Annotated in this window: 14 protein-coding genes; 13 read left to right on the forward strand and 1 reads right to left on the reverse strand. The window is 68.3% G+C overall.

What is annotated here, in order from left to right; all coding sequences use genetic code 11:
• A partial coding sequence (locus AB4Z48_RS39300) for a DEAD/DEAH box helicase (protein WP_441624115.1) occupies positions 1–1,264 on the reverse strand: 1,264 nt, incomplete at its 3' end.
• A gap of 354 nt (positions 1,265–1,618) precedes the next feature.
• Here AB4Z48_RS39300 and AB4Z48_RS39305 point away from each other — a divergent pair.
• From AB4Z48_RS39305 to AB4Z48_RS39365, 13 genes are all read left to right on the forward strand, one after another.
• Positions 1,619–3,307, forward strand: coding sequence for a ClcB-like voltage-gated chloride channel protein (locus AB4Z48_RS39305; protein ID WP_441624117.1), 1,689 nt, complete (start codon positions 1,619–1,621; stop codon positions 3,305–3,307).
• 121 nt (positions 3,308–3,428) lie between these two features.
• Positions 3,429–3,803, forward strand: coding sequence for a hypothetical protein (locus AB4Z48_RS39310; protein ID WP_441624119.1), 375 nt, complete (start codon positions 3,429–3,431; stop codon positions 3,801–3,803).
• 93 nt (positions 3,804–3,896) lie between these two features.
• Positions 3,897–5,249, forward strand: a complete 1,353-nt coding sequence (gene miaB, locus AB4Z48_RS39315; protein ID WP_441624121.1) for a tRNA (N6-isopentenyl adenosine(37)-C2)-methylthiotransferase MiaB — start codon at positions 3,897–3,899, stop codon at positions 5,247–5,249.
• Positions 5,250–5,314: 65 nt separating this feature from the next.
• Positions 5,315–6,313 carry a PhoH family protein gene (locus tag AB4Z48_RS39320; RefSeq protein ID WP_441624123.1) on the forward strand — a complete coding sequence of 333 codons (999 nt, stop codon included), beginning with the start codon at positions 5,315–5,317 and terminating at the stop codon, positions 6,311–6,313.
• A 4-nt stretch (positions 6,314–6,317) separates the two neighbouring features.
• Complete coding sequence (gene ybeY, locus AB4Z48_RS39325; protein WP_441624124.1) at positions 6,318–7,076, forward strand: rRNA maturation RNase YbeY; 759 nt, start codon at positions 6,318–6,320, stop codon at positions 7,074–7,076.
• A gap of 119 nt (positions 7,077–7,195) precedes the next feature.
• Positions 7,196–8,068, forward strand: coding sequence for an HlyC/CorC family transporter (locus tag AB4Z48_RS39330; protein ID WP_441624126.1), 873 nt, complete (start codon positions 7,196–7,198; stop codon positions 8,066–8,068).
• On the forward strand, positions 8,065–9,654 hold the full coding sequence (gene lnt / locus AB4Z48_RS39335) for an apolipoprotein N-acyltransferase (protein ID WP_441624128.1): 1,590 nt from the start codon (positions 8,065–8,067) through the stop codon (positions 9,652–9,654). Before AB4Z48_RS39330 ends, lnt begins: the two co-directional genes overlap by 4 nt.
• 455 nt (positions 9,655–10,109) lie before the next feature.
• The gene (gene glyQ / locus AB4Z48_RS39340) at positions 10,110–11,069 is read left to right on the forward strand and encodes a glycine--tRNA ligase subunit alpha (RefSeq protein ID WP_441624130.1); all 960 of its coding nucleotides are present in this window, start codon (positions 10,110–10,112) and stop codon (positions 11,067–11,069) included.
• Positions 11,066–11,713: a hypothetical protein gene (locus AB4Z48_RS39345; RefSeq protein ID WP_441624132.1), complete on the forward strand. Its 648-nt coding sequence runs from the start codon at positions 11,066–11,068 to the stop codon at positions 11,711–11,713. The genes glyQ and AB4Z48_RS39345 overlap by 4 nt, the downstream gene beginning before the upstream one ends.
• A gap of 36 nt (positions 11,714–11,749) precedes the next feature.
• Positions 11,750–13,882: a glycine--tRNA ligase subunit beta gene (gene glyS, locus AB4Z48_RS39350; protein ID WP_441624134.1), complete on the forward strand. Its 2,133-nt coding sequence runs from the start codon at positions 11,750–11,752 to the stop codon at positions 13,880–13,882.
• Positions 13,883–13,909: 27 nt separating this feature from the next.
• Positions 13,910–14,488: a D-glycero-beta-D-manno-heptose 1,7-bisphosphate 7-phosphatase gene (gene gmhB, locus AB4Z48_RS39355; RefSeq protein WP_441624136.1), complete on the forward strand. Its 579-nt coding sequence runs from the start codon at positions 13,910–13,912 to the stop codon at positions 14,486–14,488.
• Positions 14,489–14,505: 17 nt separating this feature from the next.
• Positions 14,506–15,258 carry a lysophospholipid acyltransferase family protein gene (locus AB4Z48_RS39360; RefSeq protein WP_441624138.1) on the forward strand — a complete coding sequence of 251 codons (753 nt, stop codon included), beginning with the start codon at positions 14,506–14,508 and terminating at the stop codon, positions 15,256–15,258.
• The gene (locus tag AB4Z48_RS39365; RefSeq protein ID WP_441624140.1) at positions 15,255–16,139 is read left to right on the forward strand and encodes a M48 family metallopeptidase; all 885 of its coding nucleotides are present in this window, start codon (positions 15,255–15,257) and stop codon (positions 16,137–16,139) included. The genes AB4Z48_RS39360 and AB4Z48_RS39365 overlap by 4 nt, the downstream gene beginning before the upstream one ends.
• Positions 16,140–16,597: the final 458 nt, after the last annotated feature.

Here is a 16,597-nt window from a genome sequence, read left to right on the forward strand (position 1 = left end):
CGCGCGGCTGGCCGCCGCCCGCCGGAGCCGGGGCACGGCCGCGGCCACCGCCGCCGCCATTGCCCTGGCCGCGTGCCTGCCGTCCCTTCTGGATCGGCTCGGGCGGGATCGAGGGGTCCACCTCGAAGCCCGGCAGCACGGTCTTCTCGATCTGGCGCTTGATCAGGCGCTCGATATCGCGCAGCAGCGCGGCCTCGTCCACGCACACCAGCGAGATCGCCTCGCCCTCTGCGCCGGCGCGGCCGGTACGGCCGATCCGGTGCACATAGTCTTCAGGCACGTTGGGCAGGTCGTAGTTGACCACGTGGGGCAGCTGGTCGATGTCGATCCCGCGCGCGGCGATATCGGTAGCCACCAGCAGGCGCAGCGTGCCGGCCTTGAACTCGGTCAGCGCGCGCGTGCGGGCGGACTGGCTCTTGTTGCCGTGGATCGCCAGCGCCGACAGGCCTTCCTTGTCGAGCTGCTCGGCCAGGCGGTTGGCGCCGTGCTTGGTCCGCGTAAACACCAGCACCTGGTGCCAGTCGTGCTCGCGCACCAGGTGGGCCAGCAGTTCGCGCTTGCGCTCGCGGTCCACCGGGTAGACGCGCTGGGCGACGGTTTCCGCGGTGGTATTGCGGCGTGCCACCTCGATCGAGGCGGGGTTGTCGAGCAGGCGGTCGGCCAGGCCACGGATCTCGTCCGAGAAGGTGGCCGAGAACAGCAGGTTCTGGCGCTTCGGCGGCAGGACGTTCAGGATCTTGCGGATGTCGTGGATGAAGCCCATGTCGAGCATGCGGTCGGCTTCGTCCAGCACCAGCATTTCCACGTGCGAGAGATCGATGGTGCGCTGGGACAAGTGATCCAGCAGGCGGCCCGGGGTGGCCACGACGATGTCGACGCCGCGCTTGAGCTGTTCGATCTGCGGGTTGATGCCCACGCCGCCGAACATCACCATCGAGCGCAGCTTGACGTACTTGCCGTAGTTGCGCACGCTTTCCTCGACCTGCGCCGCCAGTTCACGGGTGGGGGTCAGGACCAGTGCGCGCACCGGCGCGCGCTGACCGCGCACGGGCTCGCGGCTGGCCGGGGATTGGGACAGCAGTTGCAGCAGCGGCAGCGTGAAACCGGCCGTCTTGCCGGTGCCGGTCTGCGCGCCGGCGAGCAGGTCGCCTCCCTTGAGGATGGCGGGAATCGCCTGCGCTTGAATCGGGGTCGGCGTGGTATAGCCTTGTTCGGCCACGGCACGCACAAGCTTGTCGGACAAGCCAAGTTCGGAAAAAGACATGAATTGACGCTTCGGCCGCCCTTTGCGCACGTGGTGCGCCAATCGCGGGGGCGACGTGAGTGAGAAAACCGAAAACCGGGAAACACGACCGGCGAAGCGAGGCGACTGCCCCCGCTTCTTTGGAGGAAAGACCGCTAGTGTAACAGCCTGGCGTTTGCGCGCAGGTGCCGCACCTGTTTCAGAAAGTTCACCGCGTCATTGCGCGCGGCACGCCTCTTTGCAAGGCCCCCTGGAAAAAAGAGGCGTGCGCTGCGCTATGATGCTGCCAGCCAAGCCTTGCCCGGCCTGGCCCGTGGCCGCGCGGCGCACGGGCGCAGGCCGGCGCTTGGCCCCTCGCCCCCGGATGCAGACACGATGCGGTTCCGATTCATCGAAGACCAGGAAGTCACGCTTTTCACGGCCATCCCGGTCGGGATCGCCGCTGCCATCGTCACCACCCTGTTCAAGGAGGCGCTGGACGCCAGCGGCCTGGTCATGTTCGGCACGCGTGCCGATATCGTCACGGTGTTCGCGGGACTGGCGCTGGCCTGGCGCGTGGTCATCCCGACGCTCGGGGGCGTGGTCGCCGGCCTGCTGCTGACCGCCGCCGCGCGGCTCAACGCGGCCCAGCCGGGCGTCTCCGACTATATGGAGGCGGTTGCCAGCGGCACCGGACGCCTGCCGGTGCGCATCACCCTGCTGCGGGCGCTGTCTTCGTTCTGCTCCATCGTCACCGGGAGTTCGGTGGGCAAGGAAGGCGCCATGATCCAGCTGGCGGCGCTGTGCGGATCGCTCTTCCCGTCGGCGCGCACGCGCCCGGGCCCGGACGGCGACACCAACCTGCGGCGCATGCTCACTGCCTGCGCGGCCGCGGCCGGCCTGGCCTCGGTCTACCACACGCCGCTCTCGGCCGCGGTGTTCGTCGCCGAGGTGGTATTTGGCGCGGTGGCGGTGCAGCGGCTGATGCCGCTGTTCCTTGCCTCGGTGGCAGGCACCGTGGTCAGCCAGTTGCACGGTGGCCTGCAGCCGCTCTATCCCGGGCTCGTGGTGCCATCGGACATGCTGCACCCGCCGATGCTCGTGGCCGCCGCGCTGCTGGGCGTGCTGGCCGGGGTGGCCGGCGCCGGCTTCATGCGCGCCTCGGCGATGGCCAAGGGCGCCTTCTCGCGGCTGCCCGGCGGGCTGGTGCCGCGCCTCGCGCTGGGTGGCGCGATGGTGGGCGTGCTGGCGATCTGGGTGCCCGAGGTGGTCGGCAACGGCTACTACACCATCCAGTCGATCCTGCAGGCGCACCCGCTCAGCGTGCCGCTGGCCGGCGTGCTGCTGGCCAAGTTGCTGGCCACCGTGCTGAGCATGGGCTCGGGCGCGGTGGGCGGGGTGTTCACCCCGTCGCTGTTCGTGGGCGCGGCGCTCGGCCAGTTGCTGGCGCCCGCGGTGCCCGGCGGCAGCGGCGCGCCGCTGCTGCCCCTGGTGGGCATGTGCGCCTTCCTCGCGGCCACCAGCCAGGCGCCGCTGATGTCCGTGCTGATGGTGTTCGAGATGACGCTGGCGCCGGCGCTGCTGCTGCCCGGCATGATCGGCGCGGCGGCGGCTTACTACACGGCTTCGCGCTGCCAGACGCTGTCCCTCTATAGTGTGGTGGCCGAGCGTACGCAAGCCTCGGCCGCGGCCGAGCGCGCGCGGGCGCTGACGCTGGCCGGGCTGTGCGATCCCACCGACACCACCATCGGCCCCGACGCCACGCTCGGGCAGGCCAGCGACAAGTTCGCCGAGACCGGCACGCGCTATCTCTACCTGGTCTGCCCCGATGGCCGCCTGCTCGGGGCGCTGTCGATCCACGCCGTGCAGCGCGCGCTGCGCGAGCAGCCCGGGGCGGCGCTGCTGGGATTGTGCGAGCGCGACTTCCCCACGCTGACGCCCGAATCGCACCTGCCCGACGCCTTGCAACTGTTCACCCATCACGCGCTCAATCGGATCCCGCTGATCCGCGATGTGGCCGGGCGGGAACTGATGGGCACCGTGTCCAAGCAACGTGTGCTGCAAGAGGCATCCAGCCTTTTCTAGCCCGGCATGCGCGCAGCGCGGGAGGCCCCGCGAGCGCGGTAGAATGGTGGGTTACGCCGCGCTTTCCGAGGCGTCCCAGCGTTTTCCGAACCCAGTTCCCGAACCCCACGCCGGAGCCTCCATGCCAGCCAACCGTGCCGCGCGCCCTGCCCTGTTCGTCCGTGCCTGCCTGCTTGCCGCTTCGCTCGCCGCGGGCGCCGTCCTGCTGCCGGCAGGCGCGCAGGCGCAAGCGCCGCTGCGGGTGATTCCCGCGGACGCGGGCAAGGCCAGGCTGGTGATGGCCGCGCCGTCGCCGGCGGCGCCGCAGACGGCCACGCTCGACGGCAAGACCGTGGGCGTGGCGCCCGGGCTGCGGTTGTTCGGCACCGACAACCAGTTGCTGACGATCGGCTCCGTGGCCGGCCAGAAGCTGCCGGTACGCTTCAAGCTCGATCTCTATGGCCAGTTGCTGACGGCCTGGGTGCTGAGCGAGCTGGAACAGAAAGCGGCGCGATGATCGCTACCCGGGCCGCGGCGCGCAGCCGTGGCGCCGGGCGTATTTGTCCCCCCAAACCCTGATGCCCCCAGGTAAACCACTGAGACCGGCACCATGAAGAAAGTATTTGTCAAAACGTACGGCTGCCAGATGAACGAGTACGACTCGGACAAGATGGTGGACGTGCTCCATGCCACCGAAGGCCTGGAGAAGACCGACAACCCCGAGGACGCGGACGTGATCCTCTTCAACACCTGCTCGGTGCGCGAGAAGGCACAGGAGAAAGTGTTCTCCGAACTGGGCCGCATGAAGGCGCTCAAGGCGCTCAAGCCCGAGCTGGTGATCGGCGTGGGCGGCTGCGTGGCCAGCCAGGAAGGCGCTGCCATCGTGCAGCGCGCGCCCTACGTGGACGTGGTGTTCGGCCCGCAAACGCTGCACCGCCTGCCCGACATGATCAGCCGCCGCCGCCAGACCGGCCGCTCGCAGGTGGACATCTCCTTCCCCGAGATCGAGAAATTCGACTACCTGCCGCCGGCGCGCGTCGACGGCCCGAGCGCCTTCGTCTCGATCATGGAAGGCTGCTCCAAGTACTGCAGCTACTGCGTGGTGCCCTACACCCGAGGCGAGGAAGTCTCGCGCCCGTTCGAAGACGTGCTGGCGGAGATCGCCGGCCTGGCCGAACAAGGCGTGCGCGAGGTCACGCTGCTGGGCCAGAACGTCAACGCCTACCGCGGCGCCATGGGCGGCACCAGCGAGATCGCCGACTTCGCGCTGCTGATCGAGTACGTGGCCGAGATCCCCGGCATCGAGCGCATCCGCTACACCACCAGCCACCCGAAGGAATTCACTTCGCGCCTGATCGAGATGTACGAGCGCTGCCCGAAGCTGGTCAATCACCTGCACCTGCCGGTGCAGCATGCGTCGGACCGCATCCTGATGGCGATGAAGCGCGGCTACAGCGTGCTGGAATACAAGAGCATCATCCGCAAGTTGCGCGCGATCCGCCCCGACATGTCGCTGTCGTCGGACTTCATCGTCGGCTTCCCCGGCGAGACCGACGCGGACTTCGACAAGCTGATGGCGATGATCGAGGAGATCGGCTACGACACCTCGTTCTCCTTCATCTTCAGCCCGCGCCCCGGCACGCCGGCGGCCAACCTGTCGGACGACACGCCGCACGAGGTCAAGCTCAGGCGCCTGCAGCACCTGCAGGCCACCATCGAAGAAAACGTGCAGCGCATCAGCCGCGGCATGGTCGGCTCGGTGCAGCGCATCCTGGTCGAAGGCCCGGCGCGCAAGGACCCCACCGAGCTGCACGGCCGCACCGAGAACAACCGCGTGGTGAACTTCGCGCTGCCCGGCGTGCCGCAGGCCAGCCGCGACCGCCTGGTGGGCGAGATGGTGGAGGTGGCGATCACCGAGGCCTTCCCGCATTCGCTGCGCGGCGAGATCGTGGTGCGCCAGTAGGCCGAGACCGGCCGGCGCAGACCGGAACGACAACAAGAAACCCCGATCGGAAGCCCCGCTCCCAGATGAAGATCCCATCAGCAGAATTCGTCGCCCCCAAGGACGACAACACCCGCCTGCAGAACCTGTGCGGGCCGCTGGACGAAAACCTGCGCCAGATCGAGCAGGCAATGGACGTCACCATCCAGCGCCGCGGCCACCGCATGACGGTGCGTGGCACTTACGCGCGCGAAGCCGCGGCGGCGCTCGAGCGCTTCTATAACCAGGCCCGCAGCACGCTGTCGATCGACGACGTGCAGCTCGGCCTGGTGGAGGCGCGCCAGTCGGCCGCGCACGGCGCCTACGTGCCGGACGGCGGCGACGCCGCCGAAGCCGATCCCGGCGAGGACAACTCGCCGGTGCTGCACACGCGCCGCACCGGGCTGCAGGGCCGCACGCCGATGCAGCGCGACTACCTGCGCAATATCCTCGGCCACGACCTGACCCTGGGCATCGGCCCGGCCGGCACCGGCAAGACCTACCTGGCGGTGGCCTGCGCCGTGGACGCGCTCGAGCGCGACGCGGTCAAGCGCATCGTGCTGACCCGCCCCGCGGTGGAGGCCGGCGAGCGGCTGGGCTTCCTGCCGGGCGACCTGGCGCAGAAGGTCGACCCCTATCTGCGCCCCCTCTACGACGCGCTGTACGACCTGCTCGGCTACGACCGCACGCAGAAGATGTTCGAGCGGCAGATGATCGAGATCGCGCCGCTGGCCTATATGCGCGGGCGCACGCTCAACCACGCCTTCATCATCCTGGACGAAGCCCAGAACACCACGCCGGAGCAGATGAAGATGTTCCTGACGCGGATCGGCTTCGGCGCCAAGGCCGTGATCACCGGCGACACCACGCAGATCGACCTGCCGCGCGGCCAGAAGAGCGGCCTGGTGGAGGCGCAGCATGTGCTGCGCGACGTGCGCGGCGTCGCCATGACCCGCTTTACCAGCATCGACGTGGTGCGCCATCCGCTGGTGGCGCGCATCGTGGATGCCTATGACGAATACCATGCCCAGCACAGGGATGCCTGACCGAATGACCGCCAACACCAACACCAGCGCCAAGAGCGCCCCCGCCAGCCTGATCCTGTTCGACGCCGACGGGCGCGCGCGCAAGGCGCAGGCCCACGCCGTGCGCGTGCAGCTGCCCGACGGCCGCAGCATCACCGTGGACCTCTCGCAGGCCGCCGACGGCGTGCTCGCGCTGCTCGCCGAACACACCGACGACCGCCAGCAGGCCGGCCTGCTGGTGCGCCCGGACAACCATGACGCGCTGTCGGTGGCTGTCACCGCCACGCCCGTGGTCACCACCACCGGCACGCCCGCCACGCCGCCCGGGCTGGAACTGGCGCTGCAGTACGGCGACGGCATCAAGGGCCGCCGCGGCCTGCCCACGCAGCGCAAGGTGCAGACCTGGGTGAAATCGGCGCTCTATGCCGACGCCGCCCTGACCATCCGCTTCGTCGGCGAAGAAGAAGGCCGCGGCCTGAACCGCAGCTACCGCGGCAAGGACTACGCCACCAATGTGCTGACCTTCGCCTACGCCGAGCACGAGTCCGACCCGGTCAGCGGCGATATCGTGCTGTGCTGCCCGGTGGTGGAGCAGGAAGCACGCGAGCAGAAGAAGTCGCTCGAAGCGCACTATGCCCATCTCATCGTCCATGGCGTGCTGCACGCCCAGGGCTACGAGCACGAGGACGACGCCGAGGCCGAGGAGATGGAAGCGATCGAGACCGAGACGCTTCAGGCGCTCGGTTTCGCCGACCCCTACCTGGCACACGGCAAGGGCGCCTGAGCCCCTCCCGCCCATGGCCGCGCGGTGCGATGCCTGCGTCGCGCGGCCTTGCGCTGTCACGGAACGCAAACTCTTTTGGTGTATCCTTTGAGCGATCTCCACCACGCGCTAGCCGCGCCATGAACGACCCTTATCCCAGTTCGAAGCCAGCCGACCGACCCCGATCCCTGCTCGAACGGCTTTCGGATTTCATTTCGCCCGAGCCCGATTCCCGTGTTGAACTGCTGGCGGTGCTGCAGGACGCACACGCCCGCAACCTGATCGACGCCGACTCGCTCTCCATGATCGAGGGCGTATTCCAGGTCTCCGAGCTGACCGCGCGCGACATCATGGTGCCGCGCGGCCAGATGGACATGGTCAATATCGCCGATGCGCCGGAGAGCTTCATCCCCTTCATGCGGCAGACAGCGCACTCGCGCTTCCCCGTCTACGAAGGCAGCCGCGACAACGTCATCGGCATCCTGCTGGCCAAGGATCTGCTGCGCTATTACACGGACGACGAATTCGACCTGCGCGAGACCCTGCGCCCGGCGGTCTTCATTCCCGAATCGAAGCGCCTCAATATCCTGCTGCGCGAGTTCCGCATCAACCGCAACCACATCGCCATGGTGGTGGACGAATACGGCGGTGTCGCCGGCCTGGTCACCATCGAGGACGTGCTGGAGCAGATCGTGGGCGACATCGAGGACGAATTCGACCTCGACGAGGACCACGACAACATCGTGCAGCTGCCCGACGGCGGCTGGCGCGTGCACGGCCTGACCGAGATCGAGCAGTTCAACGAGACCTTCGGCACCCATTTCTCCGACCAGGACGTGGACACCGTGGGCGGCCTGCTGAGCAATCACCTCGGCCATGTGCCGCATCGCGGCGAGGTGGTGGTGTTGCCGCCGATCCGCTTCGAGGTGCTGCGCGCCGACGCCCGCCAGGCGCACCTGCTGCTGGTACGCCGCGAAGCGGCCCTCGCCCCGCCTGAAGTGGACGGCGCATGAGGCGCCTGTTCGCAACCGATGCCGGCGCGGCAAGCGCCGGCCGCGACGACGCGCGCGGCGCCAGCCTGCCGCGCCTGCTGCTTGCCGCCATGCTCGGCGTGGCCCATACCCAGGCCTACGCGCCGCACACCTGGTGGTGGCTTCAATTGCTGTCGCTGGCCGGGCTGGTAGCGCTGGTCGCCGACGCGCCGCGCGCGCGCAGCGCCGCCGCCACCGCCTACGCCTTCGGCCTGGGCTGGTTCCTGTCCGGCGTGTGGTGGCTCTATATCAGCATGCACGTCTATGGCGAGATGCCGGCCTGGATGGCGATCCTGGCCGTCCTGCTGTTCGCCGCCTTTCTATCGCTCTACCCGGCACTGGCTGCCGCTGCCTGGCACTGGCTGGGCGCACGCCGGCGCTCGTCGTCCACGCCGGGGCTCGCGCTGGCTTTCGGCGCGGCGTGGGGCTTGTCGGAATGGCTGCGCGGCGTGATCTTTACCGGCTTCCCGTGGCTGTCGAGCGGCTACGCCCACAGCGATGGCCCGCTGGCCGGCTTTGCGCCGCTGGTGGGCGTGTACGGCATCGGTGCGCTGGCCGCGGCCGTGGCCGCCCTGCTGGTGGCGGCGGTGCGCGGCTTCGGCCGCGGGGCGGGCCGCGGAAGCCGGCGCAACGGCCTGATCGCCCTGGCGATCGCATTTGCCCTGCCCCTGGCTGGCGCGGCGCTGGCGCCGGTGGCCTGGACCACGCCCGCCGGCAAGCCCGTCTCGGTGCGGCTGCTGCAAGGCAATGTGGCGCAGGACATCAAGTTCGAAGCGGTCGGCGTGCAGCGCTCGATCGAGCTATACCGCGACCTCATCACGGCGGCTCCGGCCGACCTGGTGGTCACGCCGGAGACAGCCTTCCCGGTGATCCTGCAGGACCTGCCGGTAGACATTGCCATCGCGCTGCGCGATTTCAGCGCCGCCAGCGGCACCACCGTGCTGTTCGGCGCGGCAGGCGCGGATTCGCCGATCGACTTCACCAACAGTGTGTTCGGCCTGGGCCCGCTGACCAAGCAGCTCTACCGCTACAACAAGCACCACCTGGTGCCGTTCGGCGAGTTCATCCCGTTCGGCTTCCACTGGTTCGTCAACATGATGAAGATGCCGCTGGGGGATTTCCGCCGCGGCGGACTGGACCAGGCGCCGCTGCCGGTGCGCGGCATCATGGTGGCACCCAATATCTGCTACGAGGATCTGTTCGGCGAGGAAATCGCCGAAACCCTGCGCAGCCAGCCGGTGCCGGCCAATATCCTGGCCAACGTCACCAACCTGGCCTGGTTCGGCGACACCGTCGCGCTGGACCAGCATCTGCAGATCTCGCGCATGCGCGCACTTGAAACGCGCCGGCCGATGCTGCGCGCGACCAATACCGGCATGACCGCCGTGGTGAGGCCGGATGGCACGGTGAGCGAACGCCTGCCCACCTTCACGGTCGGCACGCTGGCGGCCACGGTGCAGGGCACGCAGGGACTCACCCCCTTCGTGCGCTGGGGCAACGTGCCCGCTCTGGCCTGCTGCCTGCTGGTGCTGGTGGCCGCCGCCTGGCGGCGGCGCGCGCGCGGCTAGGCCGCTACGCCAGCCACCGCAGACAGCAGCGCGGCGGCGATCATCACGGCGATGGCGACGATATAGGGCTTGCGAGAAAGAAGCGACATGACCGGTGTCCCCCGTATAGATTGATTCGGACGGTTCGGCTGTTATGCACAGCTCTACCTAATACTGTATACAAAAACGCTAACGACAAGTATCGGCCAGGCCTTTAGGAGGCTTCGGTGTTTACCCGATTCGTTGCGAAACACCGACACCCGCTCGCGGCCTCGCAGCGCTGCGCCGGTGCCGCGAGACATGCAAGGGCCGTGCCGATGGCGGGCGGGGCAAAAAAAACCGATAGAATTCAGGGTTTGGCACGATTCCCGTGAGTCGCCATGGCGGCTTTGCCGCCGGGCCTCCGCCCTTGCCTGCCGGCCCTGCGTGATCGAGCACCACATGCGGGCCCTTACTCGTCTTCGTCGTCTTCGCCTATGCTGACCTTCCAACAAATGATCCTCACCCTGCAGGCCTACTGGGACCGGCAGGGCTGCGCACTCCTGCAACCCATCGATCTGGAGGTCGGCGCCGGCACGTCGCACGTGCACACCTTCCTGCGCGCAATCGGCCCCGAGCCCTGGCGCGCGGCCTATGTGCAGCCGTCGCGCCGCCCCAAGGACGGGCGCTACGGCGAGAATCCCAACCGCCTGCAGCACTACTACCAGTACCAGGTGGTGCTCAAGCCCGCGCCCGAGAACATCCTGGAGCTGTACCTGGGCTCGCTGGAAGCGCTGGGCCTGGATCTCAAGCAGAACGACATCCGCTTTGTCGAGGACGACTGGGAAAACCCCACGCTCGGCGCCTGGGGCCTGGGCTGGGAAGTCTGGCTCAATGGCATGGAAGTGACGCAGTTCACCTACTTCCAGCAGGTCGGCGGCATCGACTGCAAGCCCATCACCGGCGAGATCACCTACGGTATCGAGCGCCTGGCGATGTACCTGCAGAAGGTCGAGAACGTCTATGACCTGGTCTGGACCGAGTGGGAAGAGAACGGCAAGACGCGCCGCCTGACCTACGGCGACGTGTACCACCAGAACGAAGTGGAGCAGTCCACCTACAACTTCGAGCAGAGCAACGCGGAAATCCTGTTCCGTCACTTCTCGGAGCACGAGGCGGAAGCCAAGCGCCTGATGGGTACCGTCGAGGGGCAGCAGGAGGCATCGGAAGACGCCGCCGCGCAGGCCGCCAAGCGCCTGCCGCTGCCGGCCTACGAGCAGCTGCTCAAGGCCGCGCATACCTTCAACCTGCTGGACGCGCGCGGCGCGATCTCGGTCACCGAGCGCGCCGCCTACATCGGTCGCATCCGCAACCTGTCGCGCTCGGTCGCACAGGCCTATTACGAATCGCGCGAGGCGCTCGGCTTCCCGATGTGCGAGCGCGAGGCTGCCGCATGACGCGCGCCGCGCGCGGCGCCTTGCGCCGGGGCGCTGCCCTGGCGGTGCTGGCCCTGGCCGCGCATGGCGCCGCCAGGGCCGCCGTGCCCGTGCCCAGCCCGCAGGTGCTGTACCTGCCGGCCGACCTGTCCAATGTGTGCGAGGCCAATCCGCAGGCGCTGCAACAGGCCATCGACCGGCACTGGCATGGTGCGTTCGGCCCCAACAACTCGCTGGACCAGTGGACCCAGCTGGTGCGCACGTTCTCGTGCGACCTGTCGGGCTCCAAGGACCTGGGCTGGCACCGCGTGCCGTTGCGCGCCTACGAGAGCGCAATCCGCTACCCGCTGACCTGGACCGAGACCGAAACCGTCAACGGCCGGGTGCGGCGCCAGATCAAGACCTACTACTCGGCGGCGCAGCTGCCGCCCAGGATCGATTTCTGGGTCAGCGGCCGCATCGACGAGATCCGCTACGACAAGCGCCTGCGCCGGCTCGATGCGCGCTTCTTCGCGCCGCGTCCCGCTCCCGGCGCGCCTGGCGCACGCGGCAGCAGCGCCGCCGGCGCAGACACTGAGTGCGTGGCGACCACGCTGCAATTCCGCCAGCAGAACGGCCTGTGGCTGCTGTCCGGCGTAGAACCCACTACCGCACCGCGCTGCTGACGCGCAGCGCGTGCCCCAACTTGCTGGAAACGATTCATGTCGCAACTCCTGACCGATTCGAACGATACGCTGCTGATCGAGCTGTTCACCGAAGAGCTGCCGCCCAAGGCGCTGGCGCGACTGGGCGACGCCTTCGCGCAGGGCCTGTTCGCGGGCCTTTCGGGCCAAGGCCTGCTCGATGACGGCGCCGCCGTCACCGCGTTCGCCACGCCGCGCCGCCTGGCCGCGCAGGTGACCCGCGTGCGCCGCAACGCGCCCGACCGCGAGCAGCGCGAGAAGGTGCTGCCGCTGTCCGTGGCGCTCGACGCCAATGGCGAGCCGACCGCCCCGCTGGCCAAGAAGCTGGCCGCGCTGGCCAAGTCGGTGGGCGTCGAGTCGATCGACTGGCAGGGCCTGGAGCGCGCCTCCGACGGCAAGGCGGACGCCTTGTTCTACCGCTACACCGCGCGCGGCGCGGAACTGGTGGCAGGCCTGCAGGCCGCGCTCGACGACACCATCGCCCGCCTGCCCATCCCCAAGGTGATGAGCTACCAGCGCCCGGACGGCAGCACCGTGAACTTCGTGCGCCCCGCGCACCGCCTGATCGCCCTGCTCGGCGCCGAAGTGGTGCCGGTGAGCGCGCTGGGGCTGCAGGCAGGCCGGACCACGCTGGGCCACCGCTTCCTGTCGGACGGCGAGATCGAGATCGCCCATGCCGGCGAATACGCCGCCGTGCTGGAATCGAAGGGCCGCGTGCTGGCCAGCTACGCCGGGCGCCGCGAGCGCATCCGCACCACGCTGCTGGAGCAGGCCGGCGCCGACCAGGTCATCATGCCCGACGCCCTGCTCGACGAGGTCAACTCGCTGGTCGAATGGCCCGTGGTCTATCCCTGCCACTTCGAGGAGGCCTTCCTCGAAGTCCCGCAGGAATGCCTGATCCTGACCATGCAGACCAACCAGAAGTACTTCGCCCTGACCGACGCCGCCGGCCACCTGCGCAATCGCTTCCTGATCGTCTCCAACCTGGCCACCGACACGCCGCAGTCCATCATCACCGGCAACGAGCGCGTGGTGCGCCCGCGCCTGGCGGACGCCAAGTTCTTCTTCGACCAGGACCGCAAGAAGACCCTGGCCTCGCGCGTGCCGCAACTGGGCAGCGTGGTCTACCACAACAAGATCGGCACGCAGCTCGACCGCGTGCAGCGCCTGCAGCAGATTGCCGGCCATATCGCCGATGCCATGGCCGCGGCGGGCCTCGCCGTCGACAAGGCGGCCGCCATGCGCGGCGCCGAGCTGGCCAAGGCCGACCTGCTGACCGACATGGTGGGCGAATTCCCCGAGCTGCAGGGCACCATGGGCACCTACTACGCGCGCCACGACAGCGAGGCTGAAGAAGTGGCGCTGGCCTGCTCCGAGCACTATCGCCCGCGCTTTGCCGGCGATGCGCTGCCCGCGGGCGCGGTGAGCCTGGCCGTGGCACTGGCCGACAAGCTCGAGACGCTGGTCGGCATCTGGGGCATCGGCCTGTCGCCCACCGGCGAGAAGGACCCGTTCGCGCTGCGCCGCCATGCGCTGGGCATCCTGCGCATGCTGGTGGAGACGCCGCTGCCGCTGTCGGTGGACGCGCTGCTGCAGATCGCACAGCAGTCCTTCGCCGGCATCGCCGCGGTCAAGCCGGCGCAGGACGCCATCGCCGACTTCCTCTACGACCGCCTGCGCGGCTACCTGAAGGACAAGGGCTACACCAGCAATGAAGTCGAAGCGGTGGTAAGCCAGCGCCCGCAGCGCCTGGACGACATCCTGGCGCGCCTGGAAGCCGTGCGCACCTTCGCCGCCCTGCCCGAGGCCGAAGCCCTGGCCGCGGCCAACAAGCGCATCACCAACATCCTGCGCAAGAACACCGATCCCGTGGGCCAGGTGCAGCCGGCGCTGCTGCAGGAAGCCGCCGAAAGCGCGCTGCACGGCGCCGTGGAAAGCGTGCGCCCGCAGGTGGAAGCCGCCTTCGCCAGCGGCGACTTCGCCGCCGCGCTGCGCGACCTGGCGCAGCTGCGCGACGCAGTGGACCGCTTCTTCAACGACGTCATGGTGATGGCCGAGGATGCGCAGCTGCGCGCCAACCGGCTGGCATTGCTGGCCTCGCTGCACGTGCTGGCCAACCGCGTGGCCGACATCTCCAAGCTCGCCGCGTAAGCGGCGGCACCATACCCGGAGGCCATCATGCCGCAGACACCGCCCAAGCTTGTCATCCTGGACCGCGACGGGGTGGTCAACCTCGACAGCGACCAGTTCATCAAGACACCGGACGAATGGATCGCCATCGACGGCAGCCTGGAAGCGATCGCCTCGCTCAACCAGGCCGGCCATCGCGTGGTGATCGTCAGCAACCAGTCCGGCATCGGCCGCGGCCTGTTCGAGATGAGCGCGCTCAACGCCATGCACGAGAAGATGCACAAGGCGCTGGCCAATCTCGGCGGGCGCGTCGATGCGGTCTTCTTCTGCCCGCATACCGCGGCGGACGGCTGCGACTGCCGCAAGCCCAAGCCCGGCATGCTCGAAGAGCTGTCGGACCGCTTCGGCATCGAGCTCAAGGGCGTGCCGCTGGTGGGCGATTCGCTGCGCGACCTCCAAGCCGGCGTGGCGATGGCCTGCGCTCCGCACCTGGTGCTGACCGGCAAGGGCGCCAAGACCTTCGAGAAGGGCGGCCTGCCGGCGGGCACGCTGGTCCACGATGACCTGCGCGCCTTCGCGCGCTGGCTGCTCACCGGTGACGGCGCTCCGCGCCTGGCCGCCTCCTGACCCCCCTTACTGCGCCAATGATCTTTCTTCGTTCCCTGCTGTTCGCGCTGTACCTGCTGGTATTGACGCCGCCTTACGCCTGCGCGTGCTTCATCGCCTTCCCGTTCATGAGCGCCAACCGCCGCTACGCCTTCGTACGCGGCTGGCCGCGGCTGGTGATCGGCGCGGCGGCGCTGATCTGCGGCATCCGCTACCGCTTCGAAGGCTACGAGAACTTCGACAGCGTGCTCGACAAGCCGGTGGTAGTGCTGTCCAAGCACCAGTCGGCCTGGGAAACCGTGGCCTACGTGGCCACCATGCCCAAGCCGATGTGCTTCGTGTTCAAGCGCGAACTGCTGATGGTGCCCTTCTTCGGCTGGGCCCTCGGCATGCTCAAGATGGTGCATATCAACCGCAAGGAAGGCACCCGCGCGTTTGCCTCGGCCGTGCGCCAGGGCCGCGAACGGTTGGCCGAAGGCGCCTGGATCATCATGTTCCCGGAAGGCACGCGCACGCCCTCGGGCCTGGAAAAGACCCGCTACAAGAGCGGTGGCGCACGGCTCGCGGTGGAGACCGGCGCCTGGGTGGTGCCGCTCGCGGTCAACTCCGGCCGCCTCTGGCCGCGCAATACGTTCCTGAAATATCCGGGCACCATCACGGTTTCGGTCGGCCCGCCGATCCCCTCGGCCAACAAGACCGCCGATCAACTCAATCAAGAGGTTGAAGCGTGGATCGAGCAAGATATGCGTAGAATCGACGCCGAGAGCTACCGGAGCCGCGAGCCCGCATGAAATTGCTGCGCCAATCCCCCGACGCCCCAGGTTCCCAGATGGAGCTGCCGTTGTCCGACGCCCTTGCCGGCGAGGACAAGGCGCCCGGCACGGTGCCAGGGGGATTCGCGCCGGCGCAGCCCCTCTTGCCCGTCGCGCAGCCCTGGCCGCTGCCGCAACCCAACGCTCGCCGCCTGCAGGTCGGCGAACGCAGCGTGCACTACACGCTCAAGCGCTCTTCGCGCCGGACCATCGGCTTCACCGTGGACGACCGCGGCCTGTCCATCACCGCGCCACGCTGGGTAACCCTGGCCGACATCGAATCCGCCATCTTCGAAAAGCAGCGCTGGATCTTCAACAAGCTGGGCGAATGGCAGCACCGCGAAGCCCGCCGCGTGCTGCCTACCGTGCAATGGCGCGAAGGCGCCAGCCTGCCCTTCCTGGGCCAGCCCATCACGCTGAAGCTCGAATCGCCCGCCGGCGTCCTGGTGTTCGACGCCGACACCCGCACGCTGCACCTGGCGCTGCCGGCCAACGCCGACGAGCAGCAGATCAAGGATCGCGTGCAGGGCTGGCTGCAAGGCCAGGCCAGGCGCCTGCTGGCACAGCGCCTGGATATCTACGCCAACAAGCTCGGCGTGCGCCACAACGCCTTCGCCCTGACCTCCGCCGCCACGCGCTGGGGCAGCTGCACCGCCGACGGCAAGATCCGCCTGAACTGGCGGCTGATGCATTTCCCGCTGTCGATGATCGACTACGTGGCTGCGCATGAGCTGGCGCATCTCAAGGAGATGAACCACAGTCCAAGGTTCTGGGATACGGTGGCATCGATCTTTCCTGAGTTCCGGGATGCCAGGGCACAGCTGCGGGCGCATCCGCCGGAGTTGTTGCCGACTTTTTGAGATGGGGTTGTTGATGGCTGGTGTTGTTTGATGCGCTGGTGTCTTGTGGTTGGCGCTTGTGCTTCAACGTCAACGTCAACCTCACAGTCAAAGTCAAAGTCAACGGCTTTCGCTCCCCCGGAGCGACCTACTTTCTTTTCCCCGAAAAGAAAGTAGGCAAAGAAAGCGGGCTGCCTGGCCGGCAGGGGCAGAGACGTTGGAGTTTCTCGTGTTGCTGGTTTCGTCGTGGGGCTCGTGGTTCTGCTTGCATCCTGCCGTTACCGGCGCGGGCGGCTGCGATCTTGCTGGCGGCAGTGGTTTCGCGGTCAGACCTATGATGGCGAACACACTGCTTGTCCGCCCATCTGCCGTTACCGGCTTAAGCGGCCACGACATAGCATCCTCGTGGTTTCGTGGTGGGCGCGGTGGACCGGGGCGCGGGTGTCAGCGGGTACTCCCGCGCGGGAGCCACCGCGCCC

The organism is Cupriavidus sp. 2TAF22, from assembly GCF_052115045.1.
Lineage (GTDB): Bacteria > Pseudomonadota > Gammaproteobacteria > Burkholderiales > Burkholderiaceae > Cupriavidus.